The 15,614-nt window shown below is 57.3% G+C and carries 15 protein-coding genes, 3 tRNA genes and 1 pseudogene; 9 read left to right on the top strand and 10 right to left on the bottom strand.

The genetic code is table 11. From position 1 onward, the window contains the following. Positions 1-161: 161 nt before the first annotated feature. Positions 162-572, bottom strand: coding sequence for a hypothetical protein (locus DBR00_RS12345; RefSeq protein ID WP_108538064.1), 411 nt, complete (start codon positions 570-572; stop codon positions 162-164). A 787-nt stretch (positions 573-1,359) separates the two neighbouring features. On the opposite strand from DBR00_RS12345, the gene DBR00_RS12340 reads away from it, so the two are divergent. The 3 genes and pseudogenes from DBR00_RS12340 (at position 1,360) to DBR00_RS21495 (ending at position 4,490) form a co-directional block, all read left to right on the top strand. Next, a complete protein-coding gene (locus tag DBR00_RS12340) occupies positions 1,360-2,325 on the top strand; it encodes an integron integrase (RefSeq protein WP_108489403.1) in 966 nt (321 codons plus the stop codon). A gap of 233 nt (positions 2,326-2,558) precedes the next feature. Next, positions 2,559-3,635, top strand: a pseudogene (locus DBR00_RS21500) (methyl-accepting chemotaxis protein); the annotation flags it as partial. Next, entirely contained in the window at positions 3,627-4,490 is an 864-nt protein-coding gene (locus tag DBR00_RS21495) for a methyl-accepting chemotaxis protein (RefSeq protein ID WP_371920657.1), read from the top strand. The pseudogene DBR00_RS21500 and the gene DBR00_RS21495, both read left to right, overlap by 9 nt. A 78-nt stretch (positions 4,491-4,568) precedes the next feature. Here DBR00_RS21495 and rimO read toward each other — a convergent pair whose 3' ends face one another. The 5 genes from rimO to DBR00_RS12310 form a co-directional block, all read right to left on the bottom strand. Next, positions 4,569-5,891: a 30S ribosomal protein S12 methylthiotransferase RimO gene (gene rimO / locus DBR00_RS12330; RefSeq protein WP_108489405.1), complete on the bottom strand. Its 1,323-nt coding sequence runs from the start codon at positions 5,889-5,891 to the stop codon at positions 4,569-4,571. Positions 5,892-6,029: 138 nt separating this feature from the next. Continuing rightward, positions 6,030-6,581: a cytochrome b gene (locus tag DBR00_RS12325; RefSeq protein ID WP_108489406.1), complete on the bottom strand. Its 552-nt coding sequence runs from the start codon at positions 6,579-6,581 to the stop codon at positions 6,030-6,032. Between the two features lie 136 nt (positions 6,582-6,717). Further along, positions 6,718-6,794: transfer RNA gene (locus DBR00_RS12320), tRNA-Met, on the bottom strand. Between the two features lie 121 nt (positions 6,795-6,915). Continuing rightward, positions 6,916-6,992: transfer RNA gene (locus DBR00_RS12315), tRNA-Met, on the bottom strand. A gap of 120 nt (positions 6,993-7,112) precedes the next feature. Further along, a tRNA-Met gene (locus DBR00_RS12310) sits at positions 7,113-7,189 on the bottom strand. A gap of 193 nt (positions 7,190-7,382) precedes the next feature. On the opposite strand from DBR00_RS12310, the gene DBR00_RS12305 reads away from it, so the two are divergent. Continuing rightward, positions 7,383-7,598 carry a zinc-ribbon domain-containing protein gene (locus tag DBR00_RS12305; RefSeq protein WP_108489862.1) on the top strand — a complete coding sequence of 72 codons (216 nt, stop codon included), beginning with the start codon at positions 7,383-7,385 and terminating at the stop codon, positions 7,596-7,598. 18 nt (positions 7,599-7,616) lie between these two features. After that, on the top strand, positions 7,617-8,687 hold the full coding sequence (gene dinB, locus DBR00_RS12300; RefSeq protein WP_108489861.1) for a DNA polymerase IV: 1,071 nt from the start codon (positions 7,617-7,619) through the stop codon (positions 8,685-8,687). Here dinB and DBR00_RS12295 read toward each other — a convergent pair. Next, a complete protein-coding gene (locus DBR00_RS12295; RefSeq protein ID WP_108489860.1) occupies positions 8,684-9,472 on the bottom strand; it encodes a cytochrome c in 789 nt (262 codons plus the stop codon). The genes dinB and DBR00_RS12295 overlap by 4 nt on opposite strands. Before the next feature lie 17 nt (positions 9,473-9,489). Next, entirely contained in the window at positions 9,490-9,849 is a 360-nt protein-coding gene (locus DBR00_RS12290) for a rhodanese-like domain-containing protein (protein ID WP_108489859.1), read from the bottom strand. A 721-nt stretch (positions 9,850-10,570) separates the two neighbouring features. Between DBR00_RS12290 and DBR00_RS12285 the strand changes: the two genes are divergently transcribed. From DBR00_RS12285 to DBR00_RS12270, 4 genes are all read left to right on the top strand, one after another. Beyond that, the gene (locus DBR00_RS12285; protein ID WP_108489858.1) at positions 10,571-11,776 is read left to right on the top strand and encodes an acetyl-CoA C-acetyltransferase; all 1,206 of its coding nucleotides are present in this window, start codon (positions 10,571-10,573) and stop codon (positions 11,774-11,776) included. 113 nt (positions 11,777-11,889) lie between these two features. Then, on the top strand, positions 11,890-14,049 hold the full coding sequence (locus tag DBR00_RS12280) for a 3-hydroxyacyl-CoA dehydrogenase NAD-binding domain-containing protein (protein WP_108489857.1): 2,160 nt from the start codon (positions 11,890-11,892) through the stop codon (positions 14,047-14,049). Positions 14,050-14,159: 110 nt separating this feature from the next. Further along, positions 14,160-14,639, top strand: a complete 480-nt coding sequence (locus DBR00_RS12275) for a hypothetical protein (protein ID WP_256583003.1) — start codon at positions 14,160-14,162, stop codon at positions 14,637-14,639. Between the two features lie 42 nt (positions 14,640-14,681). Then, positions 14,682-15,080: a lysozyme inhibitor LprI family protein gene (locus tag DBR00_RS12270; protein WP_256583002.1), complete on the top strand. Its 399-nt coding sequence runs from the start codon at positions 14,682-14,684 to the stop codon at positions 15,078-15,080. Between the two features lie 16 nt (positions 15,081-15,096). On the opposite strand, the gene ptrC is transcribed toward DBR00_RS12270, so the two are convergent. Both ptrC and DBR00_RS21080 read right to left on the bottom strand, forming a co-directional pair. Further along, positions 15,097-15,294, bottom strand: coding sequence for a type III secretion system co-regulatory protein PtrC (ptrC, locus tag DBR00_RS12265; protein ID WP_108489856.1), 198 nt, complete (start codon positions 15,292-15,294; stop codon positions 15,097-15,099). Between the two features lie 28 nt (positions 15,295-15,322). Next, positions 15,323-15,445: a hypothetical protein gene (locus DBR00_RS21080; protein ID WP_256583001.1), complete on the bottom strand. Its 123-nt coding sequence runs from the start codon at positions 15,443-15,445 to the stop codon at positions 15,323-15,325. Between the last annotated feature and the right edge of the window lie 169 nt (positions 15,446-15,614).

Here is a 15,614-nt window from a genome sequence, read left to right as displayed (position 1 = left end):
GGAATAAAAAAATGTGAAGTCTGGATAGTCGCTCCAGCTCTTGCCGTATAGGATTTTCGTAACATTATCCCAGTCAACTTTCATACGGGTGCCTAACGATTAAGCTAAGGGGCGGGCTTTAGCCCGTCCCAGCGAACGAAGTGAGCGATTTGAGCGCATTGTTATGCAATTTTACCACGGGATTTGGCTAGCTCTTTTGCATAGTTATCGTTAATTAACCAGGCAATTTCTGAAATGTAAATCGGTAAAATCAGGATGGTCGCTGACAAGGCAGATGTCTTAATTATTTCCAGTAATGAGCCTGAAATAAGCCAGGCTGAATATAAACAGCAAATTATTATAAAAACCAGAAAATAAGAATTTGCTCTGGCGATCTGGTAGTTAACCAGGCTTTGATTTCGGCGTATGTTCTTGATTTTTCTTTGGCGCCTAGCAATAAGATTGCGTAGTGATTTTTTAATTATCTTTGGCGTGTGTGTGAAAATTTTCGCTAATAGCAGAGCCATGACAGTTGAAGCGATAATGCTAAACCACCACGATGAGTCGGAGAGATTGTTGAGAATTGCATCCATGCAGGATTTCCTTAAAGTGCATAACGTTTGGTTAAGGGGCGGGCTTTAGCCCGTCCCAGCGAGCACAGCGAGCGATTTGAACCAATTGTTAGACGCTCGGATGTACGCATAATTTGAAGCACCACATTCCTGCTTGTAACGCGTTGCGCGAAATACTTGGCGAAACGCGATAAATCCAATGTTTCGATGTTGCCGGCGAACCGCAATTTAGACGTGCCCCGATGGTGGCGGCGATGGTTCAGTAAACACAAAAATTGAAACTGTGTGAAGCCTAAAGCATTGGAGCGATATTGCTGATGTACGCGATTAGAAACCAAACAAGCTGAAAGCGATTGGCTAACGTTTGGTTAAGGGGCGGGCTTTAGCCCGTCCCAGCGAGCACAGCGAGCGATTTGAACCAATTGTTAGACGCTCGGATGTACGCATAAATTGAAGCACCGCATTCCTGCTTGTAACGCGTTACGCGATAAACCTGGCGAAACGCGATAAATCCTATGTTTCGATGTTGCTGGCGAACCGCAATTTAGACGTGCCACCGATGGTGGCGGCGATGGTTCAGTAAACACAATTTTCGAAATTGTGTGAAGCCTAAAGCAGTGGAGCGATATTGCGGATGTACGCGATTAAAAACCAAACAAGCTGAAAGCGATTGGCTAACTATAAATAGACACCAATTGGTGTCGTGACGTGTTTTGGGATTTGGTGGATAACATTCTTGTTCGGTCCGGTGGTGCCGTCTAGGCTGAGGGTTGCTGCTAGGAATTGGCTGAAAGGGGAGTTATCCACCATGGATGGAAAGCCACGCTTGCTTGATCAGGTTCGTGAGCAGATTCGTCTGAAACACTACTCGATTCGTACGGAACACGTCTATTGCGAATGGGTAAAGCGCTTTATTCGCTTTAACAGTTATCGGCATCCGCAAGAAATGGGTGCGGTAGAGGTGGAGGCATTTCTATCAGATTTGGCACTACGGAAGAATGTCTCGGCCTCAACGCAAAATCAGGCGCTTGCGGCGTTGCTGTTTCTTTACAAACAGGTCCTTAAGCTGGATTTACCCTGGTTAGGTGATGTGGTGCGGGCAAAGAAGCCAAGCCGTTTACCGGTTGTGTTGAGTGTTTCCGAGGTGCAGCAAATATTGGGCAATTTAGAGGGCGAGGTTGGGTTGGCTGCGCATCTGCTTTATGGTTCCGGTATGCGCTTGATGGAAGTAATGCGTTTGCGAGTAAAAGATGTCGACTTTCCGCGCGGTGAAATTTTGGTCCGCGATGGCAAGGGTATGAAGGATCGGGTGACGGTGTTGCCGCGTCGCCTGGTTGAGCCGCTCAAGCAGCACCTGGCGTTGGTCAGGGCGCGTCATAACGCTGAGCTGAAAATGGGGCGTGGTGATGTTTATCTGCCTTTTGCTTTGGAGCGTAAGTATCCGAATGGTCCGTGGGAGTGGGGGTGGCAGTATGTATTTCCGGCCCCGGGACTTTCGGTTGATCCGCGCAGTGGCAAATCGCGTCGGCATCATTTGGACGAGAAGCGCGTGCAACGCGCGTTCAAGTTTGCATTGAGGCGCAGCGGTATTGTGAAGCTGGCAACGCCGCATACGTTACGGCATTCCTTTGCTACGCATTTGTTGGAATCTGGCCAGGATATTCGCACAGTGCAGGAGTTGCTGGGCCACTCCGATGTGAAAACGACCATGATCTATACCCATGTGCTCAATCGTGGTGGGCTTGCGGTGTTGAGTCCGCTGGATAGGGTCTGAGTTGAGCCGAGTGTGTGGGGGTTAGGTTTATTCCGTGCATTGGCTGCGTTAAAATTTTGGCGCTATTTATGTGACGCCCGGCCTTGGCTGGGCGTCATGCTGTCAGTCCGGGTTAAGCCTGGCGCTTGATTCCTTTCTATCTTTCCGCCGAGCCCTCGGTGGTTCTGTCCAGACGCGCTGCAACAACAATAACTCCAGCTGCTGATTTGGCTTTTGATACGTACGTTGGAGATATGCCGTTTATGAATACCTGGTTTGCCAATATCAGCGTAACCCGCAAGTTGCTGATAGGTTTTGGTGTTGTGCTGGCGATGACGGTGCTGATGGCCTGGACGGGCTGGAGTGGTTTGGGCAGCGTGATTCAGCGCGCCAATTGGATGAGCGACATCACTTACCTGAACAGCAGTCTCACTAACCTGCGCATTGCCCGTTTGCAGTACATGATTGCCAACGGTGATTTGCCTACGGCCGAGCGTTTGCAGTCGACCCTGAGTACTTATATCGCCAAGCAGGAGGCATTGCAGGCGTCGTTCAAGAACCCGGTCAATTTGGCATTACTCAAGCAGCAGGGTGCCATTAACGATGATTATCAAGTTTCCCTGAATGCCATGAAAGCGGCCTACAAAGACGTCAGTGCTGCCAATGCCATGTTGGCGCGTACGGCAGATGAGGCTGTTGAACAGATTCGCCAGATCATGGCCGGGGTGGTGCAGTTGCCAGAGTTTGATCCGCAGCGTTTTGTTCAGTATCAGGCGATCACTGATAGCCGTGCGGAGCTGCTGCAGGTTCAGCATCTGGTCAGTCTTTACAGTGATAATGCGAATCCCGGTAATGAGTCGGCAATGATTCAGGGGGTTGAGGCGATCATGGCTGGGCTGGCGGATCTGGATCGGGCATTTGCCGGGTCGCAGCAGGCCGCTGTATTGCAGATTGAGCGTACGCTGGCGCAATACCGGGACGCGGTGTTGGCGCTGCGTAATGCCACGCAGGCCATTGCGCGTACGCGTCAGGAAATGACCGTGCAGGGCGCTGAAATTGTCAAAATCAGCGATGAGCTATACAGCTTTCAGCTTGATCGCCTGGCCGTCGAGAGTGCGGCGGCGCGCTACCTGCAGTTGGCGGCTACTGCGTTGGCCTTGTTACTTGGTCTGCTGGCGGCTTGGTTGATCACACGGCAAATCATTCGTCCGCTGCGTGCAACCTTGTCGGAAGTCGAGCGCATTGCCAGTGGCGATCTGACGCCGGGTTCTGTTGTGGTGCGTCAGGATGAGCTGGGTGTGCTGCAGCAGGGTGTGCAGCGCATGGGCAGCACCTTGCGTGAGTTGATTGGCGGGATTCGCGATGGGGTCAGCCAGATCAGCAGTGCTGCCGAAGAACTGTCCGCCGTAACCGCGCAGACCAGTGCGGGGGCCAACAACCAGAAAAGTGAAACCGATCAAGTGGCCACTGCCATGCACGAAATGTCCGCCACGGTGCAGGAGGTTGCGCGCAATGCCGAGCAGGCGTCTCGCGCGGCCACTGACGCTGATATTGAAGCGCGCAATGGCGACAAGGTGGTGGCGCAGGCCATTGCTCAGATTGAGCGTCTGGCTGATGAGGTCGGGCGCTCTACGGGTGCCATGAGTGCCCTGCAGCAAGAAAGTCAGAAGATTGGCAGTGTCATGGATGTCATCAAGGCTGTGGCGGAGCAGACGAACCTGCTGGCACTCAACGCGGCTATTGAGGCGGCGCGAGCGGGTGAAGCGGGTCGAGGTTTTGCGGTGGTCGCAGATGAGGTGCGTGGTTTGGCGCAACGCACACAGAAGTCCACTGAGGAGATCGAGGGCTTGGTTGCTGGGCTGCAGAATGGTACGCAGCAGGTGGCCAGCATCATGTTGAGCAGCCGTACCCTGACGGACAGCAGTGTTGAGTTGACTCGTCGCGCGGGTGATTCGCTGGAAAGCATTACCCGTACAGTGTCGAATATTCAGTCGATGAATCAGCAGATTGCGGCGGCGGCTGAGCAGCAAAGTGCGGTGGCTGAAGAGATCAGTCGCAGCATTATCAGCGTGCGGGATGTGTCTGAGCAGACGGCGTGTGCCAGTGATGAGACCGCTCGTGCCAGTGTTGAGTTGGCGCGTTTGGGTAACCAATTGCAGATGATGGTGAGCCGTTTCCGTGTGTAGCCGTTGATGAGCTAGCCGTTGAATGAAAACGCCCCGCAATGCGGGGCGTTTTTGTGAGGTGGGCCAATATCGGTTGGATTAGACCCGCTCGGCCCACATGTCGTATTCGTCGGCATCGACGATGCGCACGCGGACTTTTTCGCCCGGCGTGAGATTGGTGCTGGCGATAAACACGCTGCCGTCGATTTCCGGGGCGTCGGCATAGCAGCGGGCGACTGCACCTTGGTCGTCGACTTCATCAATCAGCACGTCCATTTCCTTGCCGACCTTGAGTTGCAGGCGGGCGGTGCTGATGGCTTGCTGGTGGGCCATGAAACGGTCCCAGCGATCCTGTTTGACGTCATCGGGTACCGGGTTGTCGAGCAGGTTGGCCGGCGCGCCCTCTACCGGCGAGTACTGGAAGCAGCCTACGCGGTCGAGTTGGGCTTCGCTCAGCCAGTCGAGCAGGTATTGGAAGTCTTCTTCGGTTTCGCCGGGGAAGCCGACAATAAAGGTCGAGCGAATGGTCAGTTCCGGGCAGATTTCGCGCCAGGCTTTGATACGCGCCAGGGTTTTGTCTTCAAAGGCCGGGCGCTTCATGGCCTTGAGCACTTTCGGGCTGGCGTGCTGGAAGGGGATGTCCAGGTACGGCAGGATCTTGCCGGCGGCCATCAGTGGGATCAGCTCGTCGACGTGCGGGTAGGGGTAAACATAGTGCAGGCGCACCCACACGCCCATGCTGGAGAGCGCCTCACACAGTTCGGTCATGCGGGTTTTCACCGGCTGGCCGTTCCAGAAGTCGGTCTTGTACTTCATGTCCACGCCGTAGGCGCTGGTGTCCTGAGAAATCACCAGCAATTCTTTGACGCCGGCTTTGACCAGGCGCTCGGCTTCGCTGAGCACTTCGCCAACCGGGCGGCTGACCAGCTTGCCGCGCATCGACGGGATGATGCAGAAGCTGCAGCTGTGGTTGCAGCCTTCGGAAATCTTCAGGTAGGCGTAGTGGCGCGGGGTGAGTTTGATGCCCTGGGGTGGCACCAGGTCGATCAGCGGGTTGTGATCCTGGCGCGGTGGTACGACTTCATGCACGGCGTTGACCACTTGCTCATACTGCTGCGGGCCGGTCACCGAGAGCACGCTGGGGTGTACGTCGCGGATGCTGCCTTCTTCGACGCCCATACAGCCGGTGACAATCACCTTGCCGTTTTCCTTGATCGCTTCGCCGATCACTTCCAGGGACTCAGCTTTGGCACTGTCAATAAAGCCGCAGGTGTTGACCACCACAACGTCGGCATCTTGGTAGGTCGGCACGACCTCGTAGCCTTCCATGCGCAACTGGGTGAGGATGCGCTCGGAGTCCACCAGGGCCTTGGGGCAGCCAAGTGATACAAAGCCGACTTTCGGCGTGGCGGGGGTGGACATGGCGTTAACCTCGGGCGTGTACGGATGGATGCTGGGCGCTGGGCGCGCCTCTGATCAAAAAGTGCGCAATTCTAGCGGTGGCGCTGGCAATTGACCAGCGCTGAGCGTCGCCTTGATGGAGTCGGTTGTGGGGCTGAGTCAGGGCTGCTTGCTAGGCAGGATGCGCGTCAAGGTGTTGTCGCGCACGACAAAATGGTGGAGCAACCCAGCGGCGGCGTGCAGGCCGATCAGCCAGTATCCGGCGCTGCCGGCCAGTTCATGCCATTCCTTTATCGTGCCAGCCAGGTCCGGGTTTTTGCCGACCAGGGGTGGCAACTCCAGGCCAAAGAATGGGATGGGTTTGCCGGCTGCGCTGAGGATCAACCAGCCGGCCAGCGGTGCGCCGATCATCAGGCCGTAGAGTGCCAGGTGCATCAGTTTTGCCGGGATGGCTTGCCAGCTGGGCAGTGCGGGTTGGATTGTCGGTGTTGGGGCGATTGTACGGGCCAGCAGGCGCAGCCAGACCAGGGCGAAGACAGCGAGGCCGAGCATGAAGTGCCACTGCTTGAGCAGTTCGCGAGTATCGCTGCCTTTGGGGAAATTGCCTTTGAGTTCGATGCAGGCGTAGACGCCAGCAATCAGAATCAGCATCAGCCAATGCAAGGCGATGGACAGGCTGCCGTAACGTGATTCGGTATTTTTCCAAGACATGGTGGTGTGGGCTCCGGGGCGGTAAGTGAGGATCGGCTCCAGTTTAGACAGGCTGGCCGAAAGCCTTGTTGCGCCTGATCACTTAAATCACGCACAAACAAAAAGGCCACTCGATTGAGTGGCCTTTTTGAGTATCTGGTTGCGGGAGCTGGATTTGAACCAACGACCTTCGGGTTATGAGCCCGACGAGCTACCAGACTGCTCCATCCCGCGCCGGCCATTCTATATGGAAATCGCGTGCTGTCAACAAAATAGTGTTTTTAATCAAATGCTTAGCTTGTTTACTTGGTGGAAACAAAAAAGGCCACTCGATTGAGTGGCCTTTTTGAGTATCTGGTTGCGGGAGCCGGATTTGAACCGACGACCTTCGGGTTATGAGCCCGACGAGCTACCAGACTGCTCCATCCCGCGCCGGCTATTCTATACATCAATGGTCTTTTGTCAATTGATTAGTGGCGTTTAATCAATAACTTAAATAGCTGTGCTGCGGAAACAAAAAGGCCACTCGATTGAGTGGCCTTTTTGAGTATCTGGTTGCGGGAGCTGGATTTGAACCAACGACCTTCGGGTTATGAGCCCGACGAGCTACCAGACTGCTCCATCCCGCGGCGGCAATTCTAGCGGCAAAAAGTTTTGTGTCAACCTAAAATTTCATGGAAGTCTTTTTTATTCAGTCGCTTAGCCTGGTAGCCCCCGCTGGGGTTTAGAGCGAACCTGCTTGCTAGCCTGGCGCGTTTATCGGCGTAGCCCACAACCTAGAGGTTGGGCTAGAGTCCGTGGCCATTGAAGAGGAGTGACACCATGAGTAGTGAATGCAACAGCTGTGGTGCCCAGGTGCCAACCGGTGACAAGACCTGTCCCGGTTGCGGGGCGGCTGTGGCGCCCAAGACCAAGCTGGTACCCCTTGCGGCTTTTATGTTGATTGTCATCCTGATCATTCAGTCCTACATCAGTAAGCCGGATGAAAGCGCGCCGCAGGCAAAACCTGCGGCGCCAGTCAGTGCGGCTGAACAGTAAGCGGCAGCTGATTGGGCGATGAACAGCCGCAAGATTATTCACGTCGATTGCGATTGTTTTTACGCGGCAATCGAGATGCGCGATGACCCGAGCCTGGCCGCTAAACCGCTGGCGGTAGGCGGCTCGGCTGAACGGCGTGGGGTGATTGCAACCTGTAACTATGAGGCGCGTAGTTATGGTGTGCGCTCGGCGATGCCCTCTGGGCAGGCACTGAAGTTGTGTCCTGACCTGGTAATCGTCAAGCCGCGGATGGATGCCTATAAGGCGGTGTCGCGAGAAATTCAGGCGATCTTTCGCGATTACACCGAGCTGATCGAGCCCCTGTCGCTGGATGAGGCTTATCTTGATGTCAGCGACAGTCCGCATTTTGCGGGTAGCGCCACGCGCATCGCTCAGGATATTCGCCGGCGGGTTTCGCAGGAGCTGCATATCACCGTTTCAGCGGGCGTGGCGCCTAACAAGTTTCTCGCCAAGATCGCCAGCGACTGGAGAAAACCTAACGGCCTGTTTGTGATTACTCCAGATCAGGTTGAGGATTTTGTGGCCGGCCTGCCCGTGACTAAATTGCATGGTGTGGGCAAGGTCACGGCTGACAAGCTTGGACGGTTGGGCATTCGTACCTGCAGCGACCTGCGCGAGTGGAACAAGCTGGCGTTGGTCAAGGAGTTCGGCAGCTTTGGCGAGCGGCTGTGGGGGTTGGCGCGTGGTATTGATGAGCGCGTGGTACATAACGACAGTCGGCGCCAGTCGGTCAGTGTGGAGAACACCTTCGATAAGGATCTGCCAGATCTGACGGCGTGCCTGCAGCAACTTCCCGCACTGCTGGAACAGTTGGCGACTCGTATGCTGCGGCTGGATGAGAGCTATCGTCCTGACAAGCCCTTCGTCAAGATCAAGTTCCACGACTTTAGCCAAACCACGCTGGAGCAGGCTGGAGCCAGCCGAGACTTGCCCAGTTACACGCGCTTGCTAAGCGCAGCGTTTGCCCGCGGTAACAAACCTGTGCGTCTTCTGGGGGTTGGCGTGCGTTTGCACGATTGGCGTGGCAGGCATGAGCAATTGGACTTGTTTACGTCTGATTTAACCTAAGGTTGAACTTTGTTTTGAGCCATATGCCGTAGGTACGCGAGCAATGCCCCGAGCTGTTCGTCGCTCAGCAACTCGGTCGTGAAGCCCGGCATCTGGCCTTGTGGCCAGCGGCGCAGGCTCTGGGGGTTGCGGATATAGCGGGTGAGAAAGTCGCCGCTGAAATACTCCGTTGGGTTGTGCGGAATATTCAGATCCGGGCCGAATTGTGAGTCTCCGGCGCCATTCAGGCGATGACAGGCCATGCAATTTTTCTGGTACTGGGCAAAACCGTCTTGCACCGCCGGACTGGCGTCTGCCGCCGGCAGCAGTTGTGGGAAGCGTTGCGTCACCGGGGCGAGTTTGCGGATGCTGACGAGTTGAAACGGCCATTGTTCGGGACCGATCTGGCTGGCGGCTGGGTTTTGCCAAACCAGGTAGAAAGGTCCGGCGCTGGGTTTGCCGTTACCCAGTGCAGGCCAGGGGTGCGCCGGGTCTTCGATGGCCAGCCAGGCCTGGCTGCCGGTTTGGCTGAGCGCAGGAGCGGCAGACAGTTCGGCAGCAAAGCCGTCGCTGGCCACCAGCTGCAGGTGATCACTGGGCCGTAAGCCGTTCAGCAGCGCGGCCAAGGGTACGGCGCGGTAGTGCATGCTGCGTTTGTAGCTGACGTCGTCGCGGATCTCGATGTTTTGCGCCTTTGGGTGGGTGAGCAACTGGGCGCTGCTCAGACGCTGGCTGCCGTTGCCCAGCTCCAGGGTCAGCTCGGCTGCAGTCAGGTCAGAGAGGGTTAAGTAGCCGAGCAGGGCCATACAGAGTGCACGCGTCTTCAATCCTGTGCTTCCAGGGCGAGTTTCAGTTCGTCATAGCCGCCAGCGTTGATCAGGTTGCTATAACCCATGGCGCGCAGGCTTTGCTCGGCAATGCTGGAGCGGCGACCGCTGCGGCAATACAGCACGATTGGGGTGTCCTTGTCCGGGGCAAGAGCGCTGATGCGGCTGGCGATCTGCTCATGGTCGATTGGCTCTGCGCCAGGCAATGCGCCTGCAGCGAACTCTTCAGCGGTACGCACATCGATCAGCACGCTTTCCGGTGATTGCAGGGCGACAACGGCGGCGCTGAGTTCGGCTTCGCCGGCCAGCAGTGGCAGGCTAAGCAGCAGACCGACGGTGGCAAGTAGGGTGCGCATGGTGGGCTCCTTGAAGTGATTGCAAATCACCCTAGCACAGGCCCTTGCGTGCGCGCTGCTGGCAAACGCGCTGCCGCTGCCGGCGCGCGCTACGGTGGCCGGCAGAGCAGGGTTTCAGGGGCTGGACGCGAACCATTTGTGGGGAATGGAGCCGCAGCAGGATTCAGGGTTAGCTGACCAGTCGGGTCAGGTTGGGAAGGATCAGGATCAGTGTGGTGGCAAAAACGATCATGCCTGCCTGGCGCATCTTCACGGGATTGAACATGGCGATTGGCCTTGTTGTTTTTTGCGGCGAGGTCGTCGCGCTCCTGCGTACTACGCGGATGCGGCGCCCCGTCTCATGTTGTTCATTCAAGCCGTCCCGGCAAAACCCGGCGACGACGCCTAAAGTGGTCAACCAGCGGAGTAAGTGCCAGTGGCCTGATTCAACTGTAGGGCTGGCTCAGTAGCGACAATAGACGCCTTGATTACTAAGAAAGGCAGGCTAGTTGCCGGTGGTTATGAAGCGCGACCGGTCAGCGATAAACAGCCCTTGAGCTAGACGGGCTTATACGCACTCACCCAGCGTTCGACCGTTTATCTGAGCTGAGCGGTCAATAGGCCTGAGCACTTCGGTCATTGAGCCTGTTCCGGTGCGGCGTATGGTAGGCCCACTCAACAAAAACAGGCGCGGGCCTCACCTGCGCCATCAGCCACCCTCCATTGGAGGTCTGAGGACGCCATGACCGAAGCATATATTTTCGATGCCGTGCGCACGCCCCGCGGCAAGGGCAAGAAGGACGGCGCGTTGTACAGCGTCAAACCGGTCGACCTGATCGCCGGCCTGCTCAAGGCTTTGCAGGCGCGCAATAATCTGGACACCAGCCAGGTCGATGACATCGTGCTCGGCTGCGTGACGCCGGTGGGTGATCAGGGCGCGGACATTGCCAAAACGGCCGCCATGGTCGCCGATTGGGATGTCAGCGTGTCGGGTGTGCAACTCAATCGTTTCTGCGCTTCGGGTCTGGAAGCGGTGAACATCGGCGCGATGAAGGTGCGTTCCGGTTTCGAGGACCTGGTGGTGGTCGGTGGCGTCGAATCGATGTCGCGCATTCCCATGGGCTCCGACGGCGGTGCCTGGGTGATGGACCCAGCGACCAACATGCACACCCATTTCACTCCGCAAGGTATCGGTGCCGATCTGATCGCCACCCTTGAAGGTTTTAGCCGCACCGACGTCGACAGCTTTGCCCTGCGTTCCCAGCAAAAAGCTGCCCGCGCCAGCAAAGACGGCTCGTTCAGCAAATCGCTGATTCCGGTGGCCGACCAGAACGGCATCGTCCTGCTCGATCACGACGAATTTATCCGTAGTGAATCCACCCTCGAAGGCCTGGGCAAGCTCAAACCAAGCTTCGAGATGATGGGGCAGATGGGCTTCGACAGCACCGCGCTGCGCGTTTACAGCCATGTTGAACAAATCAACCATGTGCACACCCCGGGCAACAGCTCGGGCATTGTCGATGGTTCGGCTCTGATGCTGATCGGCTCCGAGTCCAAAGGCAAAGAACTGGGCTTGAAGCCGCGCGCGCGCATCGTCGCCACGGCGGTAACCAGCACCGACCCGACCATCATGCTCACCGGCCCGGCACCGGCCACACGCAAGGCACTGGCCAAGGCTGGGCTGAACGTCAATGACATCGACCTGTTCGAGGTCAACGAGGCGTTCGCCTCGGTGGTGATGAAATTTATGAAGGACATGGGCGTCAGCGAGGACAAGGTCAACGTCAATGGCGGCTCCATCGCCATGGGCCACCCGCTGGGTGCAACCGGCTGCGCCATCCTCGGCACCCTGATTGATGAGCTGGAGAAGCGCCAGTTGCGCTATGGCCTGGCCACCCTGTGCGTAGGTGGTGGCATGGGCATCGCCACCATTATTGAGCGAGTTTGACGTTTTGTAGGGTGGATGACGCAAAGCTCATCCACCGCGCAGCCGATGGGTGGAAACCTGTGTGGGTTTTCCACCCTACGAGGCTCCCACCGATATTTGGGAAGTGAATAGAAATGACTGACGCCATCCGTTACGAAAAAGGTCAGGACAATATCGTCGTTCTGACCATGGACATGCCCGGCCAGAGCGCCAACACCATGAACGCGGTATACCGCGAAGCCATGGGCAAGACCGTCGACCGCCTGGAAGCCGAGAAGGATTCCATCGCCGGGGTTATCCTCACCTCCGCGAAGAAAACCTTCTTCGCGGGCGGCGACCTCAATGAACTGATCAAGGTCACCAAGGCCGACGCGCCGGCTTTCTACCAGATGATCCTCAATATCAAAGGCCAGCTGCGCCGCTTGGAATGCCTCGGCAAACCGGTGGTCGCCGCCATTAATGGCGCGGCTTTGGGTGGCGGCTGGGAAATTGCTCTGGCCTGCCACCACCGTATCGCCCTGAATAATTCCAGCATCCAGCTCGGTTTGCCGGAAGTGACCCTCGGCCTGCTGCCGGGCGGCGGCGGTGTGGTGCGCATGGTGCGCATCCTCGGTTTGGAAAAAGCCCTGCCGTACCTGGCCGAAGGCAAGAAGGTACGCCCTGATGCGGCGCTCAAGGCGGGTCTGATCCATGAGCTGGCCAGTGATAGCGACGACCTGCTGGCCAAGGCGCGCGCCTTTATTGCCGCCAACCCGACGGCTGTGCAGCCGTGGGACGTGAAAGGCTACAAGATTCCCGGTGGCACGCCTTCCAGCCCGAACGTGGCGCAAATGCTGGCCATTGCGCCGAGTGTGCTGCGTGACAAAACCAAGGGTTGCTTCCCCGCACCGGAGAAGATCATGTGCGCCGCCGTCGAGGGCGCGCAGGTCGACTTTGACACCGCGCAGATCATCGAGGCGCGCTACTTCACCGAACTGACCACCGGGCAAGTGGCGAAGAATATGATTGGCACCTTCTGGTTCCAGCTCAATGAAATCAATGCAGGCGGCTCCCGCCCGCAGGGCTTCGAGCCTTACGTGACCAAGAAAGTCGGCGTGCTCGGTGCCGGCATGATGGGTGCAGGCATTGCCTATGTGTCGGCGGTGGCGGGCATCGAGGTGGTGCTCAAGGACATTTCCATCGAGGCCGCTGAGAAGGGCAAGAGCTACTCGGCCAAACTGCTGGAGAAGAAAGTCGGCCGTGGCCAGATGAGCGCCGAGAAGCGCGATGGCATCCTGGCACGGATTAAACCCACCGTCAGTGACGCTGATTTTGAAGGCTGCGACCTGATTATCGAAGCCGTGTTCGAGGACCGTGACCTCAAGGCCAACGTCACCGCGGCAGCCGAGCGTGCGGCGCTGGCGGATGCGGTGATCGCTTCCAACACCTCGACCTTGCCGATCACCGGTCTGGCCACCGCCGTGCAGAAGCAGGACAAGTTTATCGGCCTGCATTTCTTCAGCCCGGTGGACAAGATGCCGTTGGTGGAAATCATCAAAGGCGAGCACACCAGCGATGAGACCATGGCGCGTGGTTTCGACTACGTCATGCAGATCAAGAAGACCCCGATCGTGGTCAACGACAGCCGTGGTTTCTTCACCTCGCGCGTGTTCGGTACCTTTACCAACGAAGGCCTGGCCATGCTCGGTGAGGGCGTGAGCGCGGCGATGATCGAGAACGAAGCGCGCAAGGCCGGCATGCCGGTGGGCCCGCTGGCGATCAGCGACGAAGTGTCGATGAGCCTGATGAACCATATCCGCCAGCAGACCCTCAAGGATCTGGCAGCTGAGGGTAAATCCATCCCTGAGCACCCGGCATTTGCCGTGATCGACATGATGCTCAACGAATACAAACGGCCGGGCAAAGCGGCGGGTGCGGGCTTCTACGATTACCCGGCGGCCGGCGCTCCGGCGGGTGGCAAGAAGCACCTGTGGCCGGAGCTGAAAGCGCGCTTTGAAAAAGCCGAGGCGCAGATTTCACAGGAGGACGTACGTGATCGCATCCTGTTTATCCAGGCCATCGAAACCGTGCGTTGTGTGGAGGAGGATGTGCTCAAGTCGGTGGCCGATGCCAACATCGGTTCGATTTTCGGCATCGGCTTTGCCGCCTGGACCGGTGGGGCGTTGCAGTTTATTAACCAGTACGGGGTGAAGGACTTTGTCGCCCGCGCTCAGTACCTGGCTGAGCAGTATGGCGAGCGCTTCCTGCCACCGGCACTGTTGCTGGAAAAAGCAGCGAAGAACCAGCAGTTCTAAGCTGACATCAGGTCACATCAAAGCCAGCTCAATGAGCTGGCTTTTTTGTATCTGCGCATGGCCAGTTCAGATTGGCTTGTTTAGGCTGTTGTTTTACTCAGGAGTTTTGCATGAAACAGGTCTGGATCGTCGTACTTCTGCTTGGGTTTATGGGCCAGGCCGAGGCAGTCGAGGATAGGGTCTACCTGGTCGCCCTGGCTAACCTAGGTGGCTCTAATCTGGCGCAAGTAGTCTTTCTCCATGAACCGCAGATCACTCAGCTTGAGGGCTGTGAAGAAGCGCGTTTGCAGGGGATTCGCGAGCGCGACTGGTCGCGTTATCACCACATTTTCATGAGCCACCGCATGAAAGGCTACACGGTGCAGATGCAGTACCGTTGCGTGACCAGTGAGCAATCCATTGACGGCTGGTACGACAAGGCGAGGTATGACTATGCCTATCTGGTCGAAATCGAGGCGACAGCGCGCATGCGCTTGCGTCAAAGCGCCAGCCTGGCGCAATGCGGTACTGCGCTTCAGGCGCTGCCGGTGGCTAAGCGCCAGCAGTCCTACTGCGCCATGGCCAACCAGAAGTTGCTGGCCGTTCCATAACCTGAGTCATAACGGAGCGGTTTAACCGCTCAAGGAGCCTATGTGCAGTGTCTGAAAGGTTTTGCATGTGTACTGGTCGGGGTGTTGGCGTCACCAGCCTGGGCCGATGACTGCGCCAATGCCATGGATCAACTCACCCTTAACCAGTGCGCGGCGGCGGACTACGCTGCACAGGACAAACGCCTGAATCAGCTCTACGGCGATTATCGCAAGCGTCTGGATGATGGGCAGAAGCAGCAACTCAAGGACGTGCAACTGGCCTGGATCAAATTCCGCGATCTGGCTTGCGCGTTCGAGTCAGCGTCGGTGGAGGGCGGCTCCGCCTATCCGATGGTGCTTAATGGTTGCCTGACGCAAAAGACCGCCGCGCGGGTCAAGGAGCTGGAACAGCTGGCCGTCTGTGAAGAGGGCGACCTCAGCTGCCCGATGCCAGCGCAATAGCGCGTCTGAGTGATTTTCAGCACACCTGACGGCCGCAAACCAGTTGCTGGATGGCCTGGCGTTCGCTCAGCTGGGTAGGCATGCGCAGGGTGGTCAGGCCACCGTCGCCCAACTGAATGGCCAGCTCGGACTCGAAGTGGATGCCACTGCTGTCGACTATGGCGTAGGTCACGCCATAGACGTTCTGGTTACTCAGTGTTTGGGCGATGCTCATGGCGATTCTCCGGAAGCGAATGGCGCTGTTATTGGGCGGCGCGTTTTTGTGCGTTCAATGCCTGTTGCGCCTGACGAATGCTGCTGGCGCTTTGGGTGCTGTTGAAGGCTGAGGCGGCCAGCAGGCTGGCGATGGCGGAGAAACTGGTCATGGGGGTGTCCTCTTCTGTGGGGGGGCGCAGTGCCCGATGGCCAGATCATCGGCCTGTGCCGTTATCGACAGAAGTGAATGGTGCTTATGGTGACTATCGAGGGCGCTGATGGTCCGTACACCGGGTTGTTACAGCGGCCGCAGAAGCTGCGGGTAATTGGTCGGGTTAG

The sequence above is a fragment of the Pseudomonas sp. HMWF032 genome (assembly GCF_003060885.1).
Classification (GTDB): domain Bacteria; phylum Pseudomonadota; class Gammaproteobacteria; order Pseudomonadales; family Pseudomonadaceae; genus Aquipseudomonas.
The sequence above is the reverse complement of the archived record's forward strand: the minus strand, read 5'-3'. Positions and strand labels throughout refer to the sequence as shown.

Coding starts and splice junctions, on each gene's coding strand:
- DBR00_RS12345 (WP_108538064.1), bottom strand. CDS start 572: ATGGATGCAATTCTCAACAATCTCTCCGACTCATCGTGGTGGTTTAGC.
- DBR00_RS12340 (WP_108489403.1), top strand. CDS start 1,360: ATGGATGGAAAGCCACGCTTGCTTGATCAGGTTCGTGAGCAGATTCGT.
- DBR00_RS21495 (WP_371920657.1), top strand. CDS start 3,627: ATGGGCAGCACCTTGCGTGAGTTGATTGGCGGGATTCGCGATGGGGTC.
- rimO (WP_108489405.1), bottom strand. CDS start 5,891: ATGTCCACCCCCGCCACGCCGAAAGTCGGCTTTGTATCACTTGGCTGC.
- DBR00_RS12325 (WP_108489406.1), bottom strand. CDS start 6,581: ATGTCTTGGAAAAATACCGAATCACGTTACGGCAGCCTGTCCATCGCC.
- DBR00_RS12305 (WP_108489862.1), top strand. CDS start 7,383: ATGAGTAGTGAATGCAACAGCTGTGGTGCCCAGGTGCCAACCGGTGAC.
- dinB (WP_108489861.1), top strand. CDS start 7,617: ATGAACAGCCGCAAGATTATTCACGTCGATTGCGATTGTTTTTACGCG.
- DBR00_RS12295 (WP_108489860.1), bottom strand. CDS start 9,472: ATGGCCCTGCTCGGCTACTTAACCCTCTCTGACCTGACTGCAGCCGAG.
- DBR00_RS12290 (WP_108489859.1), bottom strand. CDS start 9,849: ATGCGCACCCTACTTGCCACCGTCGGTCTGCTGCTTAGCCTGCCACTG.
- DBR00_RS12285 (WP_108489858.1), top strand. CDS start 10,571: ATGACCGAAGCATATATTTTCGATGCCGTGCGCACGCCCCGCGGCAAG.
- DBR00_RS12280 (WP_108489857.1), top strand. CDS start 11,890: ATGACTGACGCCATCCGTTACGAAAAAGGTCAGGACAATATCGTCGTT.
- DBR00_RS12275 (WP_256583003.1), top strand. CDS start 14,160: ATGAAACAGGTCTGGATCGTCGTACTTCTGCTTGGGTTTATGGGCCAG.
- ptrC (WP_108489856.1), bottom strand. CDS start 15,294: ATGAGCATCGCCCAAACACTGAGTAACCAGAACGTCTATGGCGTGACC.
- DBR00_RS21080 (WP_256583001.1), bottom strand. CDS start 15,445: ATGACCAGTTTCTCCGCCATCGCCAGCCTGCTGGCCGCCTCAGCCTTC.